The sequence below is a fragment of the Streptomyces rubellomurinus genome, from assembly GCF_000961885.1.
Taxonomy (GTDB): domain Bacteria; phylum Actinomycetota; class Actinomycetes; order Streptomycetales; family Streptomycetaceae; genus Kitasatospora; species Kitasatospora rubellomurina.
Genome location: NZ_JZKH01000007.1, coordinates 23,330 through 45,812, shown reverse-complemented (window position 1 = coordinate 45,812; position 22,483 = coordinate 23,330). Strand labels below are relative to the sequence as shown.

24 protein-coding genes are annotated in these 22,483 nt (G+C 75.5%); 10 read left to right on the top strand and 14 right to left on the bottom strand.

Annotated elements, in window-relative coordinates; genetic code table 11:
- Window positions 1-131 precede the first annotated feature (131 nt).
- Window positions 132-815 (bottom strand): ribulose-phosphate 3-epimerase, encoded by a 684-nt coding sequence (gene rpe / locus VM95_RS05525; RefSeq protein ID WP_045692903.1) that lies wholly within the window; start codon window positions 813-815, stop codon window positions 132-134.
- Between the two features lie 229 nt (window positions 816-1,044).
- Between rpe and VM95_RS05520 the strand changes: the two genes are divergently transcribed.
- Both VM95_RS05520 and VM95_RS05515 read left to right on the top strand, forming a co-directional pair.
- Entirely contained in the window at window positions 1,045-1,905 is an 861-nt protein-coding gene (locus VM95_RS05520) for an SCO6745 family protein (protein ID WP_045692902.1), read from the top strand.
- Between the two features lie 252 nt (window positions 1,906-2,157).
- The gene (locus tag VM95_RS05515; protein WP_045692901.1) at window positions 2,158-3,009 is read left to right on the top strand and encodes an SCO6745 family protein; all 852 of its coding nucleotides are present in this window, start codon (window positions 2,158-2,160) and stop codon (window positions 3,007-3,009) included.
- On the opposite strand, the gene VM95_RS05510 is transcribed toward VM95_RS05515, so the two are convergent.
- The 6 genes from VM95_RS05510 to VM95_RS05485 all read right to left on the bottom strand — a co-directional run bounded on the left by VM95_RS05510 (window position 3,006) and on the right by VM95_RS05485 (window position 8,227).
- Window positions 3,006-3,707, bottom strand: a complete 702-nt coding sequence (locus tag VM95_RS05510) for a C39 family peptidase (RefSeq protein ID WP_045692900.1) — start codon at window positions 3,705-3,707, stop codon at window positions 3,006-3,008. The two genes, VM95_RS05515 and VM95_RS05510, sit on opposite strands and share 4 nt — an antisense overlap.
- Window positions 3,708-3,960: 253 nt before the next feature.
- Window positions 3,961-4,554 (bottom strand): DUF4188 domain-containing protein, encoded by a 594-nt coding sequence (locus VM95_RS05505; protein WP_078859622.1) that lies wholly within the window; start codon window positions 4,552-4,554, stop codon window positions 3,961-3,963.
- 96 nt (window positions 4,555-4,650) lie between these two features.
- Window positions 4,651-5,268 (bottom strand): TetR/AcrR family transcriptional regulator, encoded by a 618-nt coding sequence (locus tag VM95_RS05500; RefSeq protein WP_045692899.1) that lies wholly within the window; start codon window positions 5,266-5,268, stop codon window positions 4,651-4,653.
- A 101-nt stretch (window positions 5,269-5,369) separates the two neighbouring features.
- The gene (locus VM95_RS05495; RefSeq protein ID WP_045692977.1) at window positions 5,370-6,356 is read right to left on the bottom strand and encodes an aldo/keto reductase; all 987 of its coding nucleotides are present in this window, start codon (window positions 6,354-6,356) and stop codon (window positions 5,370-5,372) included.
- A gap of 60 nt (window positions 6,357-6,416) precedes the next feature.
- On the bottom strand, window positions 6,417-7,238 hold the full coding sequence (locus tag VM95_RS05490) for an ABC transporter permease (protein ID WP_045692898.1): 822 nt from the start codon (window positions 7,236-7,238) through the stop codon (window positions 6,417-6,419).
- Entirely contained in the window at window positions 7,238-8,227 is a 990-nt protein-coding gene (locus tag VM95_RS05485; RefSeq protein WP_045692897.1) for a daunorubicin resistance protein DrrA family ABC transporter ATP-binding protein, read from the bottom strand. The genes VM95_RS05490 and VM95_RS05485 overlap by 1 nt, the downstream gene beginning before the upstream one ends.
- A gap of 103 nt (window positions 8,228-8,330) precedes the next feature.
- Here VM95_RS05485 and VM95_RS05480 point away from each other — a divergent pair, with 103 nt between their 5' ends.
- Complete coding sequence (locus tag VM95_RS05480) at window positions 8,331-9,134, top strand: TetR/AcrR family transcriptional regulator C-terminal domain-containing protein (protein WP_341845990.1); 804 nt, start codon at window positions 8,331-8,333, stop codon at window positions 9,132-9,134.
- A 58-nt stretch (window positions 9,135-9,192) separates the two neighbouring features.
- On the opposite strand, the gene VM95_RS05475 is transcribed toward VM95_RS05480, so the two are convergent.
- Window positions 9,193-10,569 (bottom strand): pyridoxal-phosphate dependent enzyme, encoded by a 1,377-nt coding sequence (locus VM95_RS05475; RefSeq protein WP_045692896.1) that lies wholly within the window; start codon window positions 10,567-10,569, stop codon window positions 9,193-9,195.
- Between the two features lie 213 nt (window positions 10,570-10,782).
- Between VM95_RS05475 and VM95_RS05470 the strand changes: the two genes are divergently transcribed.
- The 3 genes from VM95_RS05470 (at window position 10,783) to VM95_RS05460 (ending at window position 13,346) form a co-directional block, all read left to right on the top strand.
- Window positions 10,783-11,271: a hypothetical protein gene (locus tag VM95_RS05470; RefSeq protein WP_045692895.1), complete on the top strand. Its 489-nt coding sequence runs from the start codon at window positions 10,783-10,785 to the stop codon at window positions 11,269-11,271.
- 366 nt (window positions 11,272-11,637) lie between these two features.
- Window positions 11,638-12,768, top strand: a complete 1,131-nt coding sequence (locus VM95_RS05465; RefSeq protein WP_045692894.1) for a serine hydrolase domain-containing protein — start codon at window positions 11,638-11,640, stop codon at window positions 12,766-12,768.
- Window positions 12,759-13,346: a hypothetical protein gene (locus VM95_RS05460; protein ID WP_052707158.1), complete on the top strand. Its 588-nt coding sequence runs from the start codon at window positions 12,759-12,761 to the stop codon at window positions 13,344-13,346. Before VM95_RS05465 ends, VM95_RS05460 begins: the two co-directional genes overlap by 10 nt.
- Before the next feature lie 61 nt (window positions 13,347-13,407).
- Here VM95_RS05460 and VM95_RS05455 read toward each other — a convergent pair whose 3' ends face one another.
- From VM95_RS05455 to VM95_RS05445, 3 genes are all read right to left on the bottom strand, one after another.
- Window positions 13,408-14,799: an alpha/beta fold hydrolase gene (locus VM95_RS05455; protein ID WP_052707157.1), complete on the bottom strand. Its 1,392-nt coding sequence runs from the start codon at window positions 14,797-14,799 to the stop codon at window positions 13,408-13,410.
- A 233-nt stretch (window positions 14,800-15,032) separates the two neighbouring features.
- Window positions 15,033-15,842 carry an alpha/beta fold hydrolase gene (locus VM95_RS05450; protein ID WP_045692893.1) on the bottom strand — a complete coding sequence of 270 codons (810 nt, stop codon included), beginning with the start codon at window positions 15,840-15,842 and terminating at the stop codon, window positions 15,033-15,035.
- A 128-nt stretch (window positions 15,843-15,970) separates the two neighbouring features.
- A complete protein-coding gene (locus tag VM95_RS05445; RefSeq protein ID WP_167352893.1) occupies window positions 15,971-17,467 on the bottom strand; it encodes an outer membrane protein assembly factor BamB family protein in 1,497 nt (498 codons plus the stop codon).
- A gap of 207 nt (window positions 17,468-17,674) precedes the next feature.
- Here VM95_RS05445 and VM95_RS05440 point away from each other — a divergent pair, with 207 nt between their 5' ends.
- The 4 genes from VM95_RS05440 (at window position 17,675) to VM95_RS05425 (ending at window position 19,466) form a co-directional block, all read left to right on the top strand.
- Window positions 17,675-18,034, top strand: a complete 360-nt coding sequence (locus VM95_RS05440) for a DUF6204 family protein (protein WP_045692891.1) — start codon at window positions 17,675-17,677, stop codon at window positions 18,032-18,034.
- Between the two features lie 74 nt (window positions 18,035-18,108).
- Complete coding sequence (locus VM95_RS05435; RefSeq protein WP_045692890.1) at window positions 18,109-18,600, top strand: MarR family winged helix-turn-helix transcriptional regulator; 492 nt, start codon at window positions 18,109-18,111, stop codon at window positions 18,598-18,600.
- A gap of 42 nt (window positions 18,601-18,642) precedes the next feature.
- Window positions 18,643-18,933: a sulfurtransferase TusA family protein gene (locus tag VM95_RS05430; protein ID WP_045692889.1), complete on the top strand. Its 291-nt coding sequence runs from the start codon at window positions 18,643-18,645 to the stop codon at window positions 18,931-18,933.
- A gap of 101 nt (window positions 18,934-19,034) precedes the next feature.
- A complete protein-coding gene (locus VM95_RS05425; protein ID WP_045692888.1) occupies window positions 19,035-19,466 on the top strand; it encodes a hypothetical protein in 432 nt (143 codons plus the stop codon).
- A 33-nt stretch (window positions 19,467-19,499) separates the two neighbouring features.
- On the opposite strand, the gene VM95_RS05420 is transcribed toward VM95_RS05425, so the two are convergent.
- The 3 genes from VM95_RS05420 to fmt form a co-directional block, all read right to left on the bottom strand.
- Window positions 19,500-20,933, bottom strand: a complete 1,434-nt coding sequence (locus VM95_RS05420) for an RsmB/NOP family class I SAM-dependent RNA methyltransferase (RefSeq protein WP_045692887.1) — start codon at window positions 20,931-20,933, stop codon at window positions 19,500-19,502.
- Window positions 20,934-21,085: 152 nt separating this feature from the next.
- On the bottom strand, window positions 21,086-21,442 hold the full coding sequence (locus VM95_RS05415) for a hypothetical protein (protein WP_045692886.1): 357 nt from the start codon (window positions 21,440-21,442) through the stop codon (window positions 21,086-21,088).
- 92 nt (window positions 21,443-21,534) lie between these two features.
- The gene (gene fmt / locus VM95_RS05410) at window positions 21,535-22,473 is read right to left on the bottom strand and encodes a methionyl-tRNA formyltransferase (RefSeq protein ID WP_045692885.1); all 939 of its coding nucleotides are present in this window, start codon (window positions 22,471-22,473) and stop codon (window positions 21,535-21,537) included.
- Window positions 22,474-22,483 lie beyond the last annotated feature (10 nt).

Here is a 22,483-nt window from a genome sequence, read left to right as displayed (position 1 = left end):
AAGGGGGCGTGCGTCCGCCCCGATCATCCGTCACCCGGCGCCGGCCCTCCACCCGCGCCGGGCCGTCCGGCTGCCCCGGAGGCCCGGAGCCCCGGAGGCCCGGAGCCCTGGAGGCCCGAAGCCCGGGGGGCTCAGTGCTCGCAGGCCCACCAGGCCTCGGCGGTCGCCTTGTCGGCGAGCTCGCGCAGCTTGCGGACGGCCTCGGCCGGGTCCTCGGCGCCGTACACGGCCGAGCCGGCCACGAACACGTCGGCGCCCGCCTCGGCGCAGCGCTCGATGGTGTCGGCGGAGACGCCGCCGTCGACCTGCAGCCACAGCTCCAGGTCGTGCTTGGCGATCAGCTCCCGGGTGCGGCGGATCTTCGGCAGCATGATGTCCAGGAAGGCCTGGCCGCCGAAGCCGGGCTCGACGGTCATGATCAGCAGCATGTCCAGCTCGGGGAGCAGGTCCTCGTAGGGCTCGATCGGGGTGCCGGGCTTGAGCGCCATGGAGGCGCGGGCGCCCTTGGCGCGGATCTCCCGGGCCAGGCGGACGGGCGCGGCGGCGGCCTCGACGTGGAAGGTGACCGAGCCGGCGCCGGCCTCGACGTACTGCGGGGCCCAGCGGTCCGGGTCCTCGATCATCAGGTGGCAGTCGAGCGGGGTGTCCGTGGCGCGGGCGAGCGATTCGACGACCGGGACGCCGAGGGTCAGGTTGGGCACGAAGTGGTTGTCCATGACGTCCACGTGCAGCCAGTCGGAACCCCGGACGGCCTCGGCCTCCTCGGCGAGCCGGGCGAAGTCCGCGGACAGGATGCTGGGGTTGATCTGGGCCATGGCCGACTACCTTCGTGCGAGGACTTTGAGGGGACCTGGGCGCCCGGCGACGGGCACCTCGCCCCATTCTCGCGCGCCGCGCGGGCGCCGACCGCCCCCGGCGAGCCACGGGTGACCGTGATCACACCCGCCCCGGGGGTTACCGCGGCGGCGGCCGGGGTCATCAGCACGTGAGCGGCCCGTCCGCCGCGCCCCACCCGCCCCGCACCCCACCGAGGAAGGCCTCCCGATGTCCGCTCCCGTCCACCCCGCCCGCGCACTGTGGCGGCTCTTCGAGCCGGTGCACGCCGTCGCCTTCCTCCAGCCCGAGAGCCGGGCCGCCTTCGAGGCGATCGGGCTGGACGGCGGCTGGCTCGGCTACTTCGCCGGCCGCTGCGCCCCGCTGGGCCCGGTGGACGCGCCGCCGGCGGTCGCCGCGCTGTTCAGCTTCGCCCCGGCCCGGGTCGAGCAGGCCCTGCCGGAGGTGTGGACGCGGGCGAGCCCCGAGCAGGCGCTGGCCGCCCGGGCCGAGGGCGCGGCGGCCGCGCTGGCCCGGCTGCTGGCGCCCGTCGACCGGGAGCGGGTCGAGCGGGCGACCGAGGCGCTGGAGCAGGCCGCGGCCCGACTGGACTGCGGCGGCCGGGTGCTGGCCGCCGCCAACGCCGCGCTGCCCCGGCCCACCGGACTCTTCGAACGGCTCTGGCAGGCCGCGACCGTGCTGCGCGAGCACCGCGGCGACGGCCACGTGGCCGCCCTGGTCGCGGCCGGCCTGGACGGCTGCGAGGCGCCGGTGCTGCACTGCGCGCTGGAGGCCAGCCGCGAGGTGCTGCAGCCGCTGCGCGGATGGACGGACGAGGAGTGGGCGGCCGCCGCCGGCCGCCTGGTCGAGCGCGGCTGGCTGACGGCCGCCGGCACGGTCACCGAGCTCGGCCGGATCCGCCACCAGGCCCTGGAAGCCGCCACCGACCTGACCGCCGGCCGGGTGTGGGAGGACCGGCCGGACGGCGAACTCGACCGGCTGACGGACGCGTTGACGCCGATCGCGGCGCTCTGCCGCGAGCAGATGCCGATCAACCCGCTCGCGATGCCACCGGTGACGGCGCCCCGGTAGCCGGACGCGCGGACGGCCGGGGACGGCCGGGGGCGGCCGGGGGCGGCCGGGCACGCGGACGGGCCGGGGCCGGGGCGGGGCCGGGGCGGAGACACCGCCCGCGTGACCGTCATCACACCCGGCTCCGGGATTACCCGGGCCCCCGCCGGGGTCATCAGCACGTGAGCGGCCCCGCCGAGCGCCCGGCCGTCCCCGTCCCGCCCCGCTCCCCGCGCCCGCCCCGCCCGGAGCCCGTCCGAGGAAGGTCTCCCGATGGCCGATCTCGTCCACCCCGCCCGCGCACTGTGGTGGCTCTTCGAACCGGTGCACGCCGTCACCTACTTCCAGCCCGAGTGCCTCGGCGCCTTCGAGGAGGCCGGACTGCGCGGCTTCTGGCGCGGCTACTTCGGCGGCCGCGCCGCCCCGTTGGGCCCGGTGGACGCACCGCCGGTGATCGCCGCGTTCTTCGGCTTCGCCCCGCCGATGGTGGAGCGCGCGCTCCCCTCGCTGTGGTCACTGGCGAGCCCGCAGGAGACGCTGGCGGCCCGGTCCAAGGGAGCGGGGCAGGCGCTGGCCCGGCTGCTGGAGCACGTCGACCGCGAGCAGGTCGAGCGGGCGACGGAGACGCTGGAGCAGGCCGCGGCCCGGCTGGACTGCGCCGGCCGGGTGCTGGCCGCCGCCAACGCCGCCCTCCCCCGGCCCACCGGACTGTTCGAACGGCTCTGGCAGGCCACCACGGTGATGCGCGAACACCGCGGCGACGGCCACGTGGCCGCCCTGGTCGCGGCCGGCCTGGACGGCTGCGAGGCGCTGGTCGTCCGCTGCGCGATGGACATGCGCCGCGAGCAGGTCCAGCCGGTGCGCGGCTGGACCGACGCCGAGTGGGAGGCCGCCGCCGGCCGCCTGGTCGAGCGCGGCTGGCTGACGCCCGCCGGCACCGTCACCGAGCTCGGCCGGATCCGCCACCAGGCCCTGGAAGCCGCCACCGACCTGGCCGCCGCCCGGGTCTGGGAGGACTACCCGCGCGCCGAACTCGACCGGCTGGCCGCCGCGTTGAAGCCGATCTCGGCACTCTGTCGGGGCAGCCTGCCGTGGTACCCGGTCGGGCTGCCGGAGAACTCCTAGCCACCGGCGGCCGGGCTGCCGGAGGCCGCCCGACCCTCACCGCCGGGCGGGCCGAGAATGATCGCCCGCCCGGCGTAGAACTGCCCGAACGAGCGCCACGGCACGTGCGCGAACTCCTGCGACTCCCCCGGGAACCCGGACGGGTTGTGGATCACCAGCGACGTGTCCGTGACGCCCACCGCGAGCACCAGGTGGCCGCCCCGGCGCACCGGCTCCGGCCCGGCCGGCTCCCGGATCGACGGGTGCACCGACAGCATCACCAGCCGACCGCCGGCCACCTCGGCCGCCACCTCCTCCGGGCTCGCCTCCCGGGCCTGCGCGGCCAGCCCCCAGCGCTCCCGCACGTACGCCGCGAACGGCGTGTGCACCAGCCCGCGCAGGCTCTCGCCGTCCCGGACGTACGCGCCGGCCTTCACGCACTCGTCCGCCAGCGCCAGCGCCGGCGGGGCCACCCCCCACCAGTGGTCCAGCGCCATCCGCAGGCAGGCCACCCCGCACAGCCGCCACGACCACCAGGCGTACTCCTCCGGGGTGTCGGCGCCGGACTGGCCCCAGCGCGGGTCCTCGGCCGCATCCAGCCGCCCGTCGATGATCGCCCGCACCAGCTCCGCCGACTCCCACTGCGAGTGGTACGGCACCTCGTGCACCACCGGTGCCCCGGCCCGGTCCGCGGTGTTGTCCGTCGCCCTGTCCGCCATGCCCAGACGCTCTCACGCCCGGGGTGACCGGGCGACTCACGACACTCCTTGAGCACCCGTACTCAGGCGCCGGCCCGCGGCGCGTCCCCAGCGTGATCACGCTGGGGACGAGGACACGGGAGGCAACGGTGAAGAGGGTCGCTCCGGGCGTGCTGTTCCTGGTGGCGATGGGCGCGTTCCTGCTCTTCGCGCCGTGGATCTACCTGGCGTTCACGCTGGGGCCGGACTCGCCCGACTGGCCGGACGCCCCCACCTACGCGCCCGCCGCGCCGTCCCCCACCGCCGCCTCGCCGTCCCGCATCCCCGCGCCGCTCGGCTCCTTCGACCCGTTCGGCTCCCCCGCACCGCCGGCGCCGCTCCGGTAGGCCAGCCGCTGCGCCGCGCGCCGGCCGCGCTCCTCCACCGGGATCACGCCGGTGGCTCCGGCCAGGCCGAAGGCGGGCATGTCGAAGTAGATCGACTCGTAGCCGCCCTCCGGCACGATGTACGTCTCGTGCCAGAGCCCGACGTGCCGGTGCGTCTTCCCCTCCTTCACCATGCGGTTGGCGATGCCCCACACGGTGTGGTGGAAGCCGTCCGGCGCGCTCGCGTAGCGGTACAGCTTCTCCTTGGACTCCCAGTACTGGACGACGTACCAGGTGCGCGGCGAGGCGGTGAGCAGGACGCGGCCGCGCAGGCCGCGCTCGGGGCTGCGGCGCAGCTCGTGCAGCATCCGGAACATCGCGAACATGAGCGGGGCCCAGTGGTGCACGGCCCAGAACCGGTTGATCCGCATCCCGATCAGCAGCACCACGGTGTCGCCGGTCGCGGCGGCGGTGGTGTAGCCCGGTTGCGTCTTCGCGAACAAGGGCATTTCCGGCCTCCCCGGATCCACGCACTATGTAATCGGCGATTACATCAGCGGGCGCCAGGCCGGTCAAGGCTCGCCGCAGCCACAATTCGGTTACCGCCCAGGCCGGTTGGCGACCCCTTCGCCGAAGGTGTCCAGCACCCGGACGGCCAGCTCCTCCGCCTTCTCGGCCGGCAGGTAGCCGTCCACGATCATCTGCGCCAGCCCGTACACCAGCGCCTGCCCGGCCAGACCGACCACCTCCGGATCTCCCGGGCGGAGCTTTCCGGCCGCCTGGTCCGCCGCCACCTGGCCGGTCAACGCCCGGTCGAAGAACTCCAGTTGGTCCCGCAACTCGGGATCCCGCACCGCCGTGAACGCCCGCGAGCGCAGCAGCTCGAACCGCCGGGGGTGCCGCAGCGCGTACCGGACGCACCCCAGGCCGAGCGCCCGCATCCCCGACCTGCCGGCCGCGTCCGAGGCGGCCACCTGCGCCTCCTGCCAGCACGCGTAGTCCGCCAGCACCCGGTCGGCCAGCGCCGTCAACAGCGCCCGGCGATCGGCGAAGTGCCGGAACGGCGCCCCCGCCGACACCCCCGCCCGCCGCGCCACCTCCCGGACGCTGACCTTCTCCTGCCCCTGCTCGTCCAACACCTCCAGCGCCGCCGCCACCAACGCCTCCGGCAACGCCCCGTGGTGGTACGCCCCACGCTCTCCGCGCTCTCCCGTCATGCCCGCCTTGCTACCACAACGCGCCCGCCCCGGCGCGGTGCCGGGGCGGGCGCGGGGCCTCACCAGCGGGGCCCCATCAGCGGGGCCCCACCAGCCGGGCGCTACCAGGCGTAGTCCTCCGGGGCGGGGCGGTGGCCGGGGAAGATCTCGTCGAGGCGGTCGAGGGTCTTCTGGTCGAGCGTCAGGTCGAGGGCCCGGACGGCCGCGTCCAGGTGGGCCGGGGTGCGGGGGCCGACGATCGGGGCAGTGACGGCGGGGCGGCTGAGCAGCCAGGCGAGGGCGAGTTCGGCCGGGTCGGCGCCGAGTTCGTCGGCGAAGTCCTCGTAGGCCTGGATCCGGTCGCGGTGCTTGTCCAGCAGTTCGCTCGCGAGGCCCATGGCGCCGCGCACCCGGGTGCCCTCGCGCTCCTTGCGCAGGACGCCGCCGAGCAGGCCGCTGCGCAGCGGGGACCACGGGATGAGGCCGAGGCCGTAGTGCCGGACGGCCGGGACGACCTCCAGCTCGACCGTGCGGTCGAGCAGGTTGTACAGCGACTGCTCGCTGACCAGGCCGAGGAAGTTGCGGGAGCGGGCGGCCTCCTGGGCCTGGGCGATGTGCCAGCCGGCGAAGTTGGACGAGCCGACGTAGATGACCTTGCCCTGGGCGACCAGGACCTCCATCGCCTGCCAGATCTCCTCCCAGGGCGTGTCCCGGTCGATGTGGTGCATCTGGTAGACGTCGATGTGGTCGGTCTGCAGCCGCCGCAGGCTGGCCTCGACGGCCTTGCGGATGGCGAGCGCGGAGAGCTTGCCGTCGTTGGGCCAGTCGCTCGTGTTGCCGTAGGCCTTGGTGGCGAGGACGGTGCGCTCGCGGCGGCCGCCGCCGCGGGCGAACCAGCGGCCGATGATCTCCTCGGTGCGGCCCTGCTGCCGGCCTTCGCTGTCGCGGCCGTAGGTGTTGGCGGTGTCGAAGAAGTTGATGCCGCGTTCGTGCGCGGTGTCCATGATGGCGTGGGCGTCGGCTTCCTCGGTGTGCGGGCCGAAGTTCATGGTGCCGAGGCAGAGGCGGGAGACGGTCAGGCCGGTGCGGCCGAGGTGGGTGTACTCCATGACGCCCACCTTCCGCCGCACCGGCACCGGTGTCCAGCACATTGATCCGGGCTCGCGGGACTACCGCCCGTGGGTGGCGAACTTCCGTACGGCCAGCGGCCCGCAGAGCGCGAGCAGGGCGGCGCTCCACAGCAGCGCGGTGAGCGCGGCGTGCTGCATCGGCCAGGCGGCGCCGGGCGCGGACGGGTTGCCGAACAGCTCCCGGCAGGCCTGGACGACGGCGCTGATCGGGTTCCAGTCGGCGACGGCGCGCAGCCAGCCGGGCATCCCGCCGGTGGGCACGTAGGCGTTCGTGATCATCGCCAGCGGGAAGACCGCGACGGCGAGTTGACCGGCCTGCTCCTCCTTGCCCACGGCCAGGCCGAGCAGTGTGCCGACCCAGGTCATCACGAACCGGAAGAGCAGCAGCAGCGCGAAGGCCTCCGCCGTGTCGGCGAGCCCGTGCCGGGCGCGCCAGCCGGCGGCGAGCCCGACCAGCGCCATCAGCGCCATGACGACGACGCTGACCAGCAGGTCGGCCAGGGTCTGGCCGAGCAGCAGTCCGGCGCGGGAGACCGGCATCGACCGCAGCCGGTCGGTGACGCCGCGCCCGACGTCGCGGGCGGCGCCGACCATGGTGGGCATGATGCCGTTGGTGGCGACCATGGCGAACAGGCCGGGCATCAGGAACTCCCGGTAGTCCCCGCCGCCGGGCACCTGCATGGCGCTGCCGAAGACGTACCCGAAGACCACCACCATGAGCACCGGCACGGCCAGCGAGGCGACCAACAGGCCCGGCGAGTGGCGGTAGTTGAGCAGCACGCGGAGCATCGACGTCCAGGTGTCGGAGGCCAGCCGGCCACCGGTGGACGGACGCGAGGCGGTGTACACGGCCGTGGCCATCAGGCGGCCTCCCCTTCGAGAACGGTCAGCTCGGGCTTCACTCGCGCCTCCCCGGTGAGCGCGAGGAACACGTCGTCCAGCGAGGGCGCGCGCACCGCGACGTCCTCGGCGGCGACGCCGGCGGCGTCCAACTCCCGCACCAGCGCGGGCAGCAGGACGGCACGGCCGGGTTCGGTCAGCACGGTGACCGTCCGCGCGGCCACGTCCAGCTGCGCCTCGCCGCCGGCCAGCGCGGTCACCACCGCGGAGGCGGCGGGGAGTCGGCCGGGATCGACGAGCGTGACGGAGACCTCGCTGCCGATCGCCGCCTTGAGCCGGTCGGGCGGGCCGGTGGCGATCGCGGCGCCGTGGTCGACGACCACGATCTCGTCGGCGAGCCGGTCGGCCTCCTCCAGGTACTGGGTGGTGAGCAGCACGGTGGTGCCGCCGTCCGCCAGTTCCTTGACGGTGTCCCAGATCCCCTGGCGGCTGCGCGGGTCGAGCCCGGTGGTGGGCTCGTCGAGGAAGAGCACCGGCGGGCTGGTGACCAGGCTGGCGATCAGGTCGAGGCGCCGGCGCATGCCGCCGGAGTAGGTGCGCACCAGCCGGTCGCCGGCGTCGGCGAGTCCGAAGCGCTCCAGCAGTTCGTCGGCGCGCCGCCGGGCCCCGCGGGCGCCGAGGCGGTGCAGCCGCCCGAAGATCCGCAGGTTGTCGCGGCCGGTGATGCCCTCGTCCAGGGCGGCGTACTGGCCGGCGAGGCCGATGGCGCGCCGCACCTCCTCGGCGGCGCGGACGACGTCGTGCCCGGCGACCCGGGCGACGCCCCGGTCGGGGGCGACCAGGGTGGCGAGCACGCGCACGGCGGTGGTCTTGCCGGCGCCGTTGGGGCCGAGCAGGCCACAGACGGTGCCGGCGGGGACGGCCAGGTCGAGGCCGCGCAGGGCCTCGGTGGCGCCGAAGCGTTTCTCGACGCCCGCCATCTCGATGGCGGGCCGGGTGACATCGGACATGGCTCTGCCCCTTCTCTAGGTACAGCGTACGTAGAAGCTCGTGCCCACGTATCGTACTACGTACGCCGTACGTATCTAAGATGGGAGCGCGAGGTGATCTTCCGTGCCGTCCAGCAAGCCCCCCAGCAGTCCCGACAGTCCCGACAGTCCCGACAATCCGGATCAGCCGGGCAGGCCGGATCAGCCCGGCAGCCCGGATCAACCCGGGCGCCCCACGCCCCCCGAGGCCCCCGAACTGATCTGGCTGCGCCCCGAGCGCACCGGCCGCGGCCCCCGCCCGGCCCACAGCCGCGACTCCATCGCCGCCGCCGCCATCGGGATCGCCGACGCCGAGGGCCTGGACGCCGTCTCGATGCGCCGCGTCGCGGCCGCGCTCGGCGCGGGCACCATGTCGCTCTACAACTACGTGCCGAAGAAGGAGCACCTGCTCGACCTGATGCTCGACGCGGCCGTCGCCGAGTACCGGTTCCCGGCGGAGCCGAGCGGCGACGTCCGGGCCGACCTCGCCGACCTCGCGCACCAGCAGCTCGCCATCTTCCGTCGCCACCCCTGGCTGCCCGGCCTGGTGCTCTCCCGGCCCGGCATCGGGCCCAACGCGCTGCGCTACACCGACCACTTCCTGGCCGTCACCGCCGCCACCGGCCTGCCCGGCGGCACGCGGATGGAGGCGATGGCGATGTTCAACGGCTTCCTGTGCCAGTTCGCCCAGTACGAGCAGACCGCCGCCGCGGGCGCCAAGTGGCAGGCGGAGATGGTGGGTTACCTCACCCAGGCGGCGATGAGCGGCCAGTACCCGCACCTCGCCCAGGCGTTCGCGACCGCCGGCCGGCCGGCCGATCCGGCCCGGGTCTTCGACCGCTCCCTGGACCGGGTGATCCTGGCCGTCCTGACGCCGCCCGGGGAGTAGCGCACAGCGGCCGAACGCGGCCCGGGCCGAGCCGGCCCGGGCCGCACGACCGAAGGCCCTACGCCAGCAGCGCCGCCCGCGGCAGCACCCCCGCCACCCGCCCGTCCACCAGCACCGCCACCGCCGGGTGCGCCTCCCCCAGCGCCTCCCGCGCCTCGCCGACCGGCTGGCCCACCCCGACCACCGGCAGGGCCGGCCCGAGCAGCCCGCCCACCGGGTCCTCCGCCCGGACGGAGCCGTCCGCGAGCGCCGCCGCCAGCACCTCCCGCGACGCCGTGCCGACCACCTCGGACGCGGCGACCCCGTACGGCCGCGCCCCGCGCGCCAACAGGACCGGCGCGACCCCGCCCGGCGCGGTGCGCAGCGCCTCCAGCGCCCGGGCCACGGTGGTGTCCGCGGTCACCGCCACCAGCAGGCCGGCGGCGTCCAGCAGGGGCCGCAGGCCGTCCCCGTCCTCCAGGAAGCCCCACTGCCGCATCCACGCGTCGCTGTGCACCTTGGACAGGTAGGACCGCCCGGAGTCCGGCAGCAGGACCACCACCAGGTCGTCCGGCCCCAGCCGCCGGGCCACCCGCAGCGCCGCCGCGACCGCCGTGCCGGAGGACGGGCCGGCCAGGATGCCCTCCTCGCGGGCGAGCCGGCGGGCGGTCAGCAGCGACTCGCGGTCCGGAATGCACTCGAAGGTGTCCACCGCCTCCGCCCGGTAGGCCTTGGGCCAGCGGTCCTCGACGGTCTCGGGGTGCAGGAAGTGGCCGATGCTCTCGACGTACCAGGGGCTGCCGTCGCCGCCGCCGTACATCGAGGACTCCGGGTCGGCGCCGACCACCCGCACGGCGCCGCCGCTGACCCGCTTCAGGTACTCGCCGGTGCCGGTGATGCTGCCGCCCGTACCGACGCCCGCGACGAAGTGGGTGACCCGGCCGGCGGTCTGCTCCCAGATCTCGGGGCCGGTGGTGCGCAGGTGCGCGTCGGGATTGGCCGGGTTGTCGTACTGGTCGGCGAGCCAGGCGCCGGGGATCTCCGCCACCAGCCGGCGGACGACGTTGAAAAGGTGGCTCGGATCCTCCCGCGGCACGGAGGTCGCGGCGGTCACCACCTCGGCCCCGTACGCCCGCAGGATGTCCGACTTCTCCGCCGCCGACCTGTCCGACACCCCGGCGATCACCCGGTACCCGCGCTGCCGCCCGACGATGGTCAGCCCGATGCCGGTGTTGCCGGAGGTCGCCTCGACGATCGTCCCGCCCGGCTTCAGCAGCCCCTCCCGCTCGGCGGCCAGCACCATGGAGAGCGCCGCGCGGTCCTTGACGCTGCCGCCGACGTTGAAGAACTCCGCCTTGGCGTACACCGGCGCGGCGAGCCCGGCGCCGAGGCGGGCGAGGCGGAACAGCGGCGTCCCGCCGATCGCGTCGAGCACTGATTCGTGGACTGCGGCCAACTCGGGCCTCCTCGGTTCGGTTCAGCTCGGTACCCGAACGAGCCTGCCCACCCCCGCCTCCCGGCACACGGCTCCCCCACCGGGGGGAGGGCCCGCTCCCCCGGGAGGAGGCCCGCCCGAGGGAGACACCGGCCCCACCCCGTCCCCCGGCAGGACGCCCGCCGGAGCACCGCCGCCCGACCATGGGACCACCACCGAACACGGGAGCCCGACATGACCCGCCACCAGCTGCGCACCGTCACCCTGGCCGGCAGCCTCGCCCTGCCGTACGTCGCGATGAAGACCTACTGGGCGGCCGGCGGCCGGGCCGGACTCGCGGACGGCTTCTCGCTCGCGGACGAGTTCCGCCGCAACGGCGGGCCCGCTGCCCTGATCCGGCTGGAGCACCACGGCGTCGACTTCACCGCCGTGCTCGCTCTCACGGGTGTCGCGCTGGCCTTCGTCGTCGCCCGCCACCTCCCCCAAAACCCCCTGCTACGGCGCCTGTTGCTCGCCCCCGCCTGGGCGGGCACGCTGCTGATCCCGTACGGCCTGCTGACCGCGCTGCTCGGCGCGCTCGGCACCGGCGCGGAGGACGCCCGCATCACCGGCTGGATCCTCCCGGCCGGAGTCGCGGCCTTCGTCGGCATCGGCACCGCCCTCGCGGCCGCCGCCTGGCCGCACCGCCCGCTGCGACGGGGCGCACGGACAGGCGCGCACTGATCCGCCCGTGCCCCACAGCCTCGGCGCACTCCGAGGTGCGGACCGCCCTCCTGACCCGCCGCACCAACGGATCAGGAAGTCGGCCGGGCCGACTTCCCGCGCGTCGATCTCGTGTCCGACCGGCCGGCTGCCCGGCCACCGGCGCTCCCGGCGCGCGGTCGACTCCGACAGGTCCACCCCGCTCCTCCCACAGCGCGGGCGCACCCCGCCTCACCTGCCCCATCCGCCCCAGTCCGGGGAAAACCCGTCGTCCTGCGGGTCCCGACCCCGTAGCGTGGTCCGGTCGTTGATCTTGGCAGACACCATGCGGCACGTCGCGCGAGATGTCGGGCGCCATGACGTGCGAACAGAACGGGGCGGTACACCATGCAGGACTACCAGGGCTGGGCGGACGAGCGGTACGGCGCCGTCGCCGACGTCTTCGGCCGCAACTTCGCGGAGTTCCCCGAACTCGGCGCCGCCGTCACGGTGTTCGTCGGCGGCCGCAAGGTGGTGGAGCTGTGGGGCGGCACCGCCGACGAGCGCACCGGGCGGCCGTGGGTGCGGGACACGCTCGTCCCGGTGTTCTCCTGCGCCAAGGGCGCGGTGGGCATCGCCGCCCACCTGCTCGCCGAGCGCGGCCGGCTCGACCTGGACGCCCCGGTCGCCCGCTACTGGCCCGAGTTCGCCCGGCACGGCAAGCAGGCGATCACCACCCGGATGATCCTCGGCCACCGCGCCGGCATCCCGGCCCTGGACGCGGCGCTCACCTTCGAGCAGATCGCCGCCTGGGAGCCGGTGGTCCGCGCGATCGAGGACCAGCCGCCGTTGTGGGAGCCGGGCAGCACCTACGAGTACCACGGCCATGTGCTCGGCTTCGCGGTCGGCGAGGTGATCCGCCGGATCACCGGCCGGACGCCGGGCGCCTTCCTGCGCGCGGAGCTCCCCGACCTCCCGGTCTACCTCGGCCTGCCGCACCACGAACTCCCGCACGTGGCCCGCCTGGTGGAGGCCGAGGGCCGCCGCCCGATGCCCGGCCCGGAGCACCTGCTGACCCGGATCGTGACGATGAACGGCGCCCTGGTCTTCCCCGGCCTGGACGTCCCGCGCGGCTGGAACGACCCGGCCCTGCACGCGATCGAGCTGCCGGGCGCGGGCGCCGTCGCCTCCGCGAGCGGCCTGGCCGGCCTGTACGCGGCCGCCGCGACCGGCCTGGACGGCGGCGAGCCGCTGCTCTCGCCCGCCACCCTCGCCGACGCCACCCGCGAACTCTCCGCCGGCGCCGGCTACCTGGGCTTCGACCTGGGCGCCCGCTGGGGCTCCGGCTTCCTGCTGGACTCCCCCGCCTTCCGCCCGCTGCTCGGCGCCCGCAGCTTCGGCAACGACGGCGCCGGCGGCCAGTTCGCCTTCGGCGACGGCGAGTTCGGCGTCGGCTTCGCCTACGTCGCGAACCGGATGATCGGCCACGGCGACGCCCGGGCCAACCGCCTGATCGAGGCGGTGCGCGGATGCCTGTAGCCGCCGCCTTCGCGCACCGGCTCACCGAGCTCGCCACCACCGGCGGCCTCGGCGCCGCGCTGCGCTACGACGCCTCGCTGCCCGAACTCGCGGCCCGCTTCGGCGATCCGTACGACTGCGGGCGCGTCCACAAGGACTCGCGCTGGCCGCACGCCTTCGGCTGGGGCGACGTCTGGACGGTGTTCTGCCGCTGCCGCCGGCTCCGCTCGCTCTCCCTGCCGACCTGGCACGGCGAGCTCGAACTCCCCGAGCCCGGCGAGGAGTTCACCACCTACGACACCCGGGTCACCGAGTCCGCGCTGACCGCCGCGCTCACCGCCGCCGGCTGCCGCTGGGAGACGGTGACGTACGAGCACATCCCCGGCCAGCGCACCCTGGAGGTGGCCCCGGCCCCGGAGGTGCGGGTGGCCCTCGTCCTGGTCGACCGCATCGACCGCATCGACCGCGACCAACCGCCCGCCGCCGACTGGCTGTTGCACACGGTCAGCCTCTGGGGCTACGACCACCCGGACTGCCCCGAGCCCGACCGCACCCTCCCCGACGACGGCTGGGGCGCCGACACCCCGGACCGCCGGTAGAACCGGCGGCGGGTCGTTCCGACCCCTGTACGGAACGACCCGCCGCCCGATCAACCCCGCCCTACGCGAGCAGGAAGTCGAACACCGCCTGCCGCCCGGCCGGGTTCGCCGCCCGGTTCTGCACCGAGTGCGCCGCCCCGGGGACGATCACGATCGTCGGGTCGTGGGCGGAAGCCGCCTCCCGGTAGAGCCACTCGTACGGCGTGGAGAGGTCCCGGTCGCCGCCGAGCAGCAGCACCGGCACGTTGGGCAGCTTGCGGTGCTCCGGCGGCGCCGGCGGCACCGGCATGCGCGGCCAGTCCTCGCAGACCAGCAGGCTGCCGAGCCCGGTCGCGGTCGCCGCGTCGTACGGCCAGGTCAGCTCGGGGTCGGCGGCCAGCTCGGCCCGGGTCTGCGCCAGGTCGGCCGCCCGGCCCTCGACCGGGGTGTCCGCGGTGCCCCACGGGTAGACGCCGTCCGCGCACAGGGTGGCGGCGTGCAGGCCCTGGCTGAGCGCCTCGGCGGGGGCGGCGTCGTTCGTGTGGACGTCGTCGATGAACGCCCGGAGCTTCTCCGGCTTCCCGGCCGCGGCCTCGTGCAGGTACTCGGCCACCCCGCCGTAGTTCGGGTCGGCGAACTCGTAGCTGGTGAGGGCGTCCAGGATCTGCGCCCCGTTGCCGTACCGCCGCACGGTCGCGGCGAGGTCGGCGGCCGGGTCGGTGGTGCAGCCGGTGGCCCGGCAGGCGGCGCCCAGGACCCGGGCGGTGGCGGGCAGGGCGACCAGGTCGAGCGGGTCGTAACCCTGCTGCGGCACCACGGAGTCGAGCACCAGGGCGTTGACGTGCGCCGGGTGGGCGAGCGCGTACCGCTCGGCGACGAAGCTGCCGTAGGAGACGCCGTCGATGGTCAGCCGCTTGTCGCCGAGGTCCCGGCGCAGCACGTCGATGTCCTCGACGGTGTCCGCGGTGCTGTAGTAGCGGGCGTTCGGGCCGAGGGTGGCGGCGCAGTCCGCGACGGACCGCCTGCTCGGCACGGCGAGGTCGGAGGAGCCCATGTCCTGTTGCAGGCCCGGGCAGTCGAGGGCGTGCCGCCCGGTGCCGCGCTGGTCGTACACGACGATCCGGTAGTCCTTCAGCAGCGGCGCCAGCTTGGTGGAGAGCCTCCCGAGGAACGGCACGCCGGGCTGGCCGGGGCCGCCGGTGAGGAAGAGCAGGTCGCCCTTGGGGGCGTCGGCGTTGCCGGTCATGGCGACGTCGAGGGTGAGGGTGCCGGGGGTGGCGCCGCTGTGGTCGAGCGGCACGTCGACGGTTCCGCAGACGTACTCGGGCGCGCCCTGGCAGGGTGCCTGGCCGGCGACTCCGCCGCCGCGGCGGCCCGGGTCCGGCGTCGCGGCGGCGGGGGTGGCGAGGGTGGTGCCGGCGACCACCGCGACGGTGCCCAGCAGGGCGGCGACGCGGCCACGCGTGCTCGTCATGTTCGTCCTCCCGGTCGTGCCGCGTCCGGTCCGACGCGGTCAGGGAGAAGCTTGTGCCCGGGGGCGCCCGGTTGGCGAGCGTTCGCGCCAGGATTCGACCAGTGTCGAATCGTCGGGCCGTCGTCGGGCCGTCGTCGGGCCGCGGAAGGCGGACGAACCGGGCGTTCCGGTCCCCGGAGCACACCCGACAGAACGTTCCGGACCAGGTCCGGAGGGGACGGGCCCGGTGGCCGCTACGCGAGCGCGCGCGGCAGCACCACCCGCACCCACTCCTCCGGCTGCGCCAGGTGCGGGGCGTGCCCGGCGCCCTCGTAGAGGTGGCGCTCGGCCTTCGGCAGGGTGAGGTCGATGAGGTCCAGCACCTCGCCGAACATCGGCGCGCTGTCGTCGCTCTGGGTGAGCAGCGCCGGGTCGCCGTAGCGGGCGAGGCCGACCAGGTCGAGGTCGAGGGCGTCCGGGTCGCGCAGCTCGTCCAGGTAGGTGGGCGCGTTGCGGACGTAGGTGTGCCGGACGGGCGCCGGCAGCTGCTCCCAGGCGCCCGGCCCGAAGGCGAGGGTGTCGACGTACAGCTCGGCGGCCGCGGCGGACTCGGCCTGTTCCAGCAGCTCCCGGACGGCGGCGATCCGGTCGGCGAAGGCGGTGCCGATCGGCCGCAGGTCGGGGTCGGCGAGCAGGATGCCGGTGCCGGGCGGCTCGTGGACGGCGAGGCCGCGCAGCAGGTCGGGGCGGGCGGCGGCGAGCCGGAGCGTGACGAGGGCGCCGTAGGAGTCGCCGTAGACGTAGGCCGGGGCGAGGCCGAGGGCGTGGATCAGTTCGGCGAGGTCGGCCGCGTCCTCGTGCACCGAGCCCTGGGTGAGCGGGTCCTCGCTGCGGCTGTGGCCGCGCCGGTCGTAGGTGACGACGGTGGTGCGCGCGGCGAGGCCGGGCACCACCCGGGCCCACGTGTCGCCGTCGCTCCACGAGCCGTGCACCAGGACGACGCCGGGGCCGGAGCCGCTGGCCTCGTAGTGCAGCGAGACCCCGTTCACGCTGATCCCGGCCATCACGAGCCTCCCGATCGGTCGTCTCGGCGGTGCTCCCCCACCAGCCTGACACAACCGGCCCCGACCGGGTCGGCTCGGGCGGAGGCCGCTCTTCCGGATCCCGCCCGGCCCCGCACCGGCGGACCGGGTCAGTTCAGCCCGCGCACCGGCGGCTCGTCCCGGGTGCCGTCCTCGGCGACGACGGTGAAGCGCTCGCCCCCGAAGGCCGAGAGGTCGACGGGGTACAGCGAGGCGGTGTCGTTCACGTCCAGCTCCCTGGTCCGGCGCCCGGTGGCCGCGTCGACCCTGGTCAGGGAGTTGCGGGTGAGCGCCCACACCGAGCCGCCGTCCGCCAGCACGCCGGTGACCTGGTCGTCGAGCGCGGCCGTCCACCGCTGCCGCCCGTCCGCCAGCGAGTAGGCGACCAGCCGCCCGGTGGCGATCCGGCTGGGGTTCTTCCCGCCGCCGATCCGGACGTCCCCGGGCTTCTGGGCGGGGGCGATGAACAGGTCGCCGACCACCACCCCGCCGAACAGCGGCCGGGCGTTGAACTCGTCGAAGGCGTGCACGCCGCCGAGCATCACGTCGAGGTCGTACTCGTCCCCGGAGACCGGTATCGCCGCCCGCTGCCGCCCCGCGGCGTCGTAGCTGAGCACCGCGTGGGTGCCGCGCTCGGCCTGCGCGTCGACCCAGACGGCGAGCGGGTCGACGGACACCACGGCGAGGTTCTTCAGCCCGCCGGCCGCGGGCAGGGCGGTGCGCGAGCGCTCCCGCCCGTCCGCGGGCGCCAGCGAGCGCAGCACGGGCGCGGCGGCGCCGCACTGCGCGACGGTCACCACCTCGTCCGCCCCGCCCGCGACCTCCAGCGGCGAGCAGCCGGCGTCGACGGCGCTGCGCCACAGCGGGCCGCCGTCGGCCAGCCGGACGGCCCGCCAGGCTTCGCGTTCCTGCAGGACGGCCCGGTCGCCGGCGACGGCGATCTGGTCGGGCGCGGCCGAGTCGCCGTCCCGGGCGGGGGCGTCCACGGCCGCCGTCCAGTCCGCCGCGCCGGTGGCGAGGTCGAGCGCGGTGACGGCGGCGCAGGGCCGGTCGTGCGGCGAGTGCCCGAGCAGCCCGAGCCGGCCGGCCCCGACGCCGCGGCTCATCGCGCACACCGAGTCCTCGCCGGGCGGCGTCCAGCGCCAGGCGACGGCCCCGGTGGCGCCCCGGTAGGCCACCACCTGGTCGGGCCGCACCCGGACGACCAGGTCGCCGCTGGTCCAGCTGCCGACCGCGCGGACGGTGGACGGCCGGTCGGCCGCGGCCTTCCAGGCGTCGTTCAGCCCGTCCCCGGCGAACCAGAGGAACAGGCCGAGGCCGAGCAGCGCGCCCGCCGCGATCGACGGGAAGCCGTACCGGGGGTGGATCAGCGCCCACACCAGGCCGGCGCCGCAGGGCATCAGGCCGAGGACGCTGCCGATCCCCATGTACGACAGGCCGGGGCCGCCGAAGCCGTTGGCCGGGCCGAACAGCACCGCCAGCCCCATGGCCGCGAACATGGCGCCCAGCACCCCGCCGGAGACCACCAGCCAGGTCTCCTTGTCCAGGGCGATCCGGCCGCCCCGCCACCTCCCCAGGACGCCGTCGTCCACGGGCCCATCGGCCATCCCGGTCTCTTCTCTCCCCTGCCCGGACCGCCCCCGCTCAGCGAGGGCGGCGATCTTCGGATCGTCGCAGAGCCCGGGAAGATCCGGAACAAAGAGCATGGAAAACCCGGCGTTGCCGAAGTCCGCGCCCTCGCCGACCCGGCGCCGGGCGCGTGAGGGTCGAATACGCGTTGGCGGCCGGGCAGTCCGCGCGCCTATCGTCGGGGAATGACCATCCGAACCTTCCGCATCATGGTGCGCGGCGTCTTCGACGGCCTCACCGACGAGCAGCGCGCCGCCCTCCAGGCCGAGGCCGCCGAGCACGACGTGCTGCACGCCGCCTTCACCCGCGAGGGCCACCTCAGCTACGACCTCACCGCCCGTGCCGCGTTCACCTTCCGCTTCCTCGACGAGGGCGAGGAAGAAGCGGACATCCTGCTCGCCACCGAGCGGGCCGAGCGGGCGGCGCTCGCCTGGCTGGCCGAGCGCGGTTACGGCCACAAGAACCTCCGCTCCCAGGCCGAGGACCTGTCCCAGGCGCCGCTCGGCAAGCGCCGGAAGCGCCAGGCCGCACAGCCCTCCCGGTAGCCACACCCCCCTCCCCCCGCCACCTCCTTGACGGCTCTCCCGTACCCTATGCTTGAGTAGTCAAGGAGGTGGCAATGACAATCCCCGACCCGACGCCGACCCCGACGCCCGACCCGCTGGACACCGCCCTGCGGCTGGTCCGCGCCCAGGCCGCCCTGGTGAAGCGCTTCGACGCGAGCCTCAGCGGCCTGCACGGAGTCAGCCTCTCCGACTTCACCCTGCTGCTCCACCTCGGCCAGGCCCCCGGCGGCCGGATGCGCCGCGTCGACCTCGCCGAAGCCCTCGGCCTCACCGCCTCCGGCGTCACCCGCGGCCTCGCCCCGCTGGAGCGGATCGGCCTGGTCTCCCGCGAGACCGCCGCCCGCGACGCGCGGGTCGCCTACGCCGCCCTCACCCCCACCGGCCGCGACCGGCTCGCCGAGATGCGCTACACCGCCCGCAAGGTCGCCGCCGAACACTTCGCAGCCGAGCGCTGGAGCCCCGACGACCTCGACCGGCTCACCACCCTCCTCACCCGCGCCGGCGGCACCGCCCCCGACCAGCGTCCCGTCGACCCGGCCTCCTAGGCTGGGCCGGACGCATCCGCTTCCGCGCAAAGGGCAGCACCCGTGACCGACACCCCCGACCTCACCGTGGACGGCACCGGCCTGCTCTGCGTCCAGCTCCTGCTCCGCCTGCGCGCCACGATCGCCCACCTACCGGCCGGCGCCGTCGTCCACATCCGCACCACCGACCCGGCCGCGCCGCTCGACCTGCCCGCCTGGTGCCACCTCACCGGCCACGACTACCTCGGCCCGGTCCCGCACCCGGCCACCGACCACGAGGTGTACGCACTGCGCCTCACCTCGGCGCCGGTCCCCACCCGCCCGGGCCGCCCCTGGCACCCGGCCACCGACTGACGGCAGCTCCGCCCCGAAAATCCCCGCGCGCCGACCCCCGCCGCCGGGGCACACTGCCCCTGCGGGTCCTCGAACTCCCGCCTGCCACCAGGAGGTTGACCATGGATCCGATCATCGACTGCGAGTCGCACGACGAGCAGGGCTGGTGGTCGCTGTCCGTCCAGCGCGCCGGCGACGGCTGGGAGCTGGAGGTCGGCAACCGCTGGGGCAGCGAAACGATGCCGTTCGCGGGCCCGGACGAGGTCCGCGAGTTCGCCCGGACCCTGCTCGACCTGCCCACCGAACCCGCGCCGTACCAGTACGACTGGGAGTTCGAGGATCCGGGCGATCCCTCCGGCTGGCCGTTCCCGGGCGGCGCGACCCTCCACCTGGCCACCGAACCGCAGGCCGACCACCGCCCGTACTTCGTCTTCCAGTCCTGGTCGAACACCCGGCTGGGGCCCGCGCTCGGCCTGGAGGTGGTCTGCGACAACGTCCCGGTCGAGGAGCTCCGCACCCAGGCGCGCGCCCTCCTCAGCAGCCTGCCGACCTGACCGTCGGACCGGCAGGCCATCACACCGCCGGCCTCAGGCCGTACGCCGCAGCAGCGCCAGGTACATCGCGTCCGTCCCGTGCAGGTGCGGCCACAGCTGCACGTCCGGCCCGTCCCCGAGCGCCGGGAGGCCGGGCAGCAGCGGCCGCGCGTCGATCCACTCGACCCGGCCGCCCTCGCCGCGCAGCACGTCGTCCACCACGGCCCGGGTCTCGGCGAGGTGCGGCGAGCAGGTCGCGTAGCCGACCACCCCGCCGACCCGGGTCGCCTCGATCGCCGAGCGCAGCAGGTCCCGCTGCAGCGGCCCGAAGGCCGCGACGTCGGCCGGCCGGCGCCGCCAGCGGGCCTCCGGCCGCCGGCGCAGCGCGCCCAGGCCGGAGCAGGGCACGTCGACCAGCACCCGGTCGAAGCCGCCGGACTTCCAGGCCGGCCGGGTCCCGTCCGCCGCGATCACGGTGTACGGGCCGGGGTTGCCCTCCAGCGCCCGGGCCACCAGCCGGGCCCGGTGCGGCTGCTTCTCGCTCGCGACCAGCGCCGCGCCGCGCTCGGCGGCCAGCGCCCCGAGCAGCGCGGCCTTGCCGCCGGGGCCGGCGCAGCCGTCCAGCCAGAGCCGGTCCGGGCCGTCCACCGGCGCCGAGGCCAGGGCGAGGGCGACGAGCTGGCTGCCCTCGTCCTGCACACCCGCCCGGTTCTCCCGGACGGCGTCCAGCGCGCCCGGGTCGCCGCCCTCGGCGAGGCGCAGCGCGAACGGCGACCAGCGGCCGGGCTCGGCCTCCGGCAGCGCGTCGGCCAGCTCGCCGACCGTGGCCCGCCCGGGGCGGGCGACCAGGGTGACCTCGGGCCGCTCGTTGTCGGCGCGCAGCAGCTCCTCCATCGCGGTGCGCCCGGAGGCGTCCGGCTGCCAGCGGCCGAGCGAGTCCCAGAGCGCGGCGACCACCCAGCGGGGGTGGGAGTGCACGACCGCCAGGTGGTCCTCGGCGTCCTGGTCGTACGGCGGGGCGACCTGCTCGATCCAGGTGTCCAGGTCGTGCGCGCTGATCCGGCGCAGCACGGCGTTGACGAACTTCGCCTTGCCGTCGCCGAGCACCACCCGGGCCAGTTCGACGGTCGCCGAGACGGCCGCGTGGGTGGGGATGCGGGTGGTGAGCAGCTGGTGGGCGCCGAGCGAGAGCACGTCGAGCACCGGCGGGTCGACCTTGCTGAGCGGCCGGTCGACGCAGGCCGCGATGACGGCGTCGTAGGTGCCCTGCAGGCGCAGGGTGCCGTAGACCAGCTCGGTGGCGAGCGCGGCGTCGCGCCGGTCCATGCCCTTCTGCTCGGCCTCGCGCAGCAGGGAGGGCAGGATCAGGTTGGCGTAGGCGTCCCGCTCGTCGACGGCGCGCAGCGCGCGGAACGCGACGATCCGGGCCGGGTCCTTCTTCGGACGGCGGTGCGGGCGGGGGGCGCGCTTGGCGCTGGGAGTGGTCACAGGTGCCTCAAAGTGCTGCGGTGGCTATCACACCCACGATATCCCGCCCCGGACATCCCGCCCGAATTCCCCACCGCCGCCCCTCCTCGCCCCGCCGTGATTCCCTCCGCGCCCCCGCCGCCCGGGCGGCGGGGGCGACCCCGGACGGCTCGTCAGTCCGCCTCGCAGAGGGCGAAGGCCTGCGCCCCGACCGCCCCGACCGCGCCGGCCAGCCAGGTGTCGTGCTGGTCGGGCGAAGGGGCGTTGACGATCAGCAGCTCGGGCTGGGGGGTGTTGGTGCTCTGGTCGACCGTGACGGGCCCCAGGCTGAAACCTCCCCCGATCAGGTGGGTGCCCTGACCGCAGGTCGCGTGGGACACCGAGCCGGAGGCCGCCAGATCCCCCGTGACCACCGAGGTGGCCACGGCGCCGGCCGGGGGTGCGGTCGCCAGCCCGAAGACTCCGGTCACCAGCAGTGCGCCGGCCACGGCGGTCCACGTACGCGGGCTCGTCCAGGTGAGTCGGGCCATGGGATCAGCCTTCCTGGTGAGGAATCCCCCACTCGGACCAAGGTAGGCCCGCCCGCGGCGCCCCGCGCGGCGAGCCGGACCGGCCCGGGAGGTCAGGCCCCGAACCGCTCCCCCTCCTCCAGCCGCGCCCCGCGCGCCCAGTCGGCGGCCCGCATCTCCTTCTTGCCCTGCGGACGCACCTCCCCGAGCTCGATGTCGTGCGACCCGGTCCCGACCCGCACGCTGTTCTTGCCGGCCATCGCGACCTGACCGGGCGCCAGCTCGGCCGTGCCGGGCAGCAGCGTGACGGGCCCGGTGACCTTCAGCCGCTCGCCGCGGAACTCCGTCCAGGCGCCCGGCGCGGGCGCGCAGCCGCGCACCACCCGGTCGATCCGCAGCGCGGGCAGGTTCCAGTCGATCCGGGCGTCCTCGACGGTGATCTTCGGGGCGAGGGTGACGCCCTCGGCGGGCTGCGGCACGGCGTGCAGCGAGCCGTCCGCGATGCCGTCCATGGTGGCGGCGAGCAGCCGGGCGCCGGAGTGCGACAGCCGGGTGAGCAGCTCACCGCTGGTGTCGGTCGGCCGGACCTCCTCGGTGATCACGCCGTAGACCGGCCCGGAGTCCAGGCCCTGCTCGATCAGGAAGGTGGACGCGCCGGTGACCTCGTCGCCGGCCAGCACCGCGTGCTGGACGGGCGCCGCGCCGCGCCAGGCGGGCAGCAGCGAGAAGTGCAGGTTGACCCAGCCGTGCTTGGGGATCTCCAGGGTGCCGGGCCGCAGCAGCGCGCCGTAGGCGACCACCGGGCAGCAGTCGGGGGCGAGTTCGGTGAGCCGGGCGACGAAGTCCGGGTCGCTGGGCTTCGCCGGCTTGAGGACCTCGATCCCGGCCTCCTCGGCGCGCTGCGCGACGGGGCTCGCGACGAGCTTGCGCCCGCGCCCGGCCGGGGCGTCGGGGCGGGTGACCACCGCGACCACCTCGTGCTGGTCGGAGGCGAGCAGCGCGTCGAGCGCGGGAACGGCGACCTCGGGGGTGCCGGCGAAGACGAGACGCATCAAGTGCCTT

What these genes read in the sequence shown, in the direction of transcription:
- rpe (WP_045692903.1), bottom strand. Translation starts at nt 815, where the DNA reads ATGGCCCAGATCAACCCCAGCATCCTGTCCGCGGACTTCGCCCGGCTC.
- VM95_RS05520 (WP_045692902.1), top strand. Translation starts at nt 1,045, where the DNA reads ATGTCCGCTCCCGTCCACCCCGCCCGCGCACTGTGGCGGCTCTTCGAG.
- VM95_RS05515 (WP_045692901.1), top strand. Translation starts at nt 2,158, where the DNA reads ATGGCCGATCTCGTCCACCCCGCCCGCGCACTGTGGTGGCTCTTCGAA.
- VM95_RS05510 (WP_045692900.1), bottom strand. Translation starts at nt 3,707, where the DNA reads ATGGCGGACAGGGCGACGGACAACACCGCGGACCGGGCCGGGGCACCG.
- VM95_RS05500 (WP_045692899.1), bottom strand. Translation starts at nt 5,268, where the DNA reads ATGACGGGAGAGCGCGGAGAGCGTGGGGCGTACCACCACGGGGCGTTG.
- VM95_RS05495 (WP_045692977.1), bottom strand. Translation starts at nt 6,356, where the DNA reads ATGGAGTACACCCACCTCGGCCGCACCGGCCTGACCGTCTCCCGCCTC.
- VM95_RS05490 (WP_045692898.1), bottom strand. Translation starts at nt 7,238, where the DNA reads ATGGCCACGGCCGTGTACACCGCCTCGCGTCCGTCCACCGGTGGCCGG.
- VM95_RS05485 (WP_045692897.1), bottom strand. Translation starts at nt 8,227, where the DNA reads ATGTCCGATGTCACCCGGCCCGCCATCGAGATGGCGGGCGTCGAGAAA.
- VM95_RS05470 (WP_045692895.1), top strand. Translation starts at nt 10,783, where the DNA reads ATGACCCGCCACCAGCTGCGCACCGTCACCCTGGCCGGCAGCCTCGCC.
- VM95_RS05465 (WP_045692894.1), top strand. Translation starts at nt 11,638, where the DNA reads ATGCAGGACTACCAGGGCTGGGCGGACGAGCGGTACGGCGCCGTCGCC.
- VM95_RS05460 (WP_052707158.1), top strand. Translation starts at nt 12,759, where the DNA reads ATGCCTGTAGCCGCCGCCTTCGCGCACCGGCTCACCGAGCTCGCCACC.
- VM95_RS05455 (WP_052707157.1), bottom strand. Translation starts at nt 14,799, where the DNA reads ATGACGAGCACGCGTGGCCGCGTCGCCGCCCTGCTGGGCACCGTCGCG.
- VM95_RS05450 (WP_045692893.1), bottom strand. Translation starts at nt 15,842, where the DNA reads ATGGCCGGGATCAGCGTGAACGGGGTCTCGCTGCACTACGAGGCCAGC.
- VM95_RS05445 (WP_167352893.1), bottom strand. Translation starts at nt 17,467, where the DNA reads ATGGCCGATGGGCCCGTGGACGACGGCGTCCTGGGGAGGTGGCGGGGC.
- VM95_RS05440 (WP_045692891.1), top strand. Translation starts at nt 17,675, where the DNA reads ATGACCATCCGAACCTTCCGCATCATGGTGCGCGGCGTCTTCGACGGC.
- VM95_RS05435 (WP_045692890.1), top strand. Translation starts at nt 18,109, where the DNA reads ATGACAATCCCCGACCCGACGCCGACCCCGACGCCCGACCCGCTGGAC.
- VM95_RS05425 (WP_045692888.1), top strand. Translation starts at nt 19,035, where the DNA reads ATGGATCCGATCATCGACTGCGAGTCGCACGACGAGCAGGGCTGGTGG.
- VM95_RS05415 (WP_045692886.1), bottom strand. Translation starts at nt 21,442, where the DNA reads ATGGCCCGACTCACCTGGACGAGCCCGCGTACGTGGACCGCCGTGGCC.
- fmt (WP_045692885.1), bottom strand. Translation starts at nt 22,473, where the DNA reads ATGCGTCTCGTCTTCGCCGGCACCCCCGAGGTCGCCGTTCCCGCGCTC.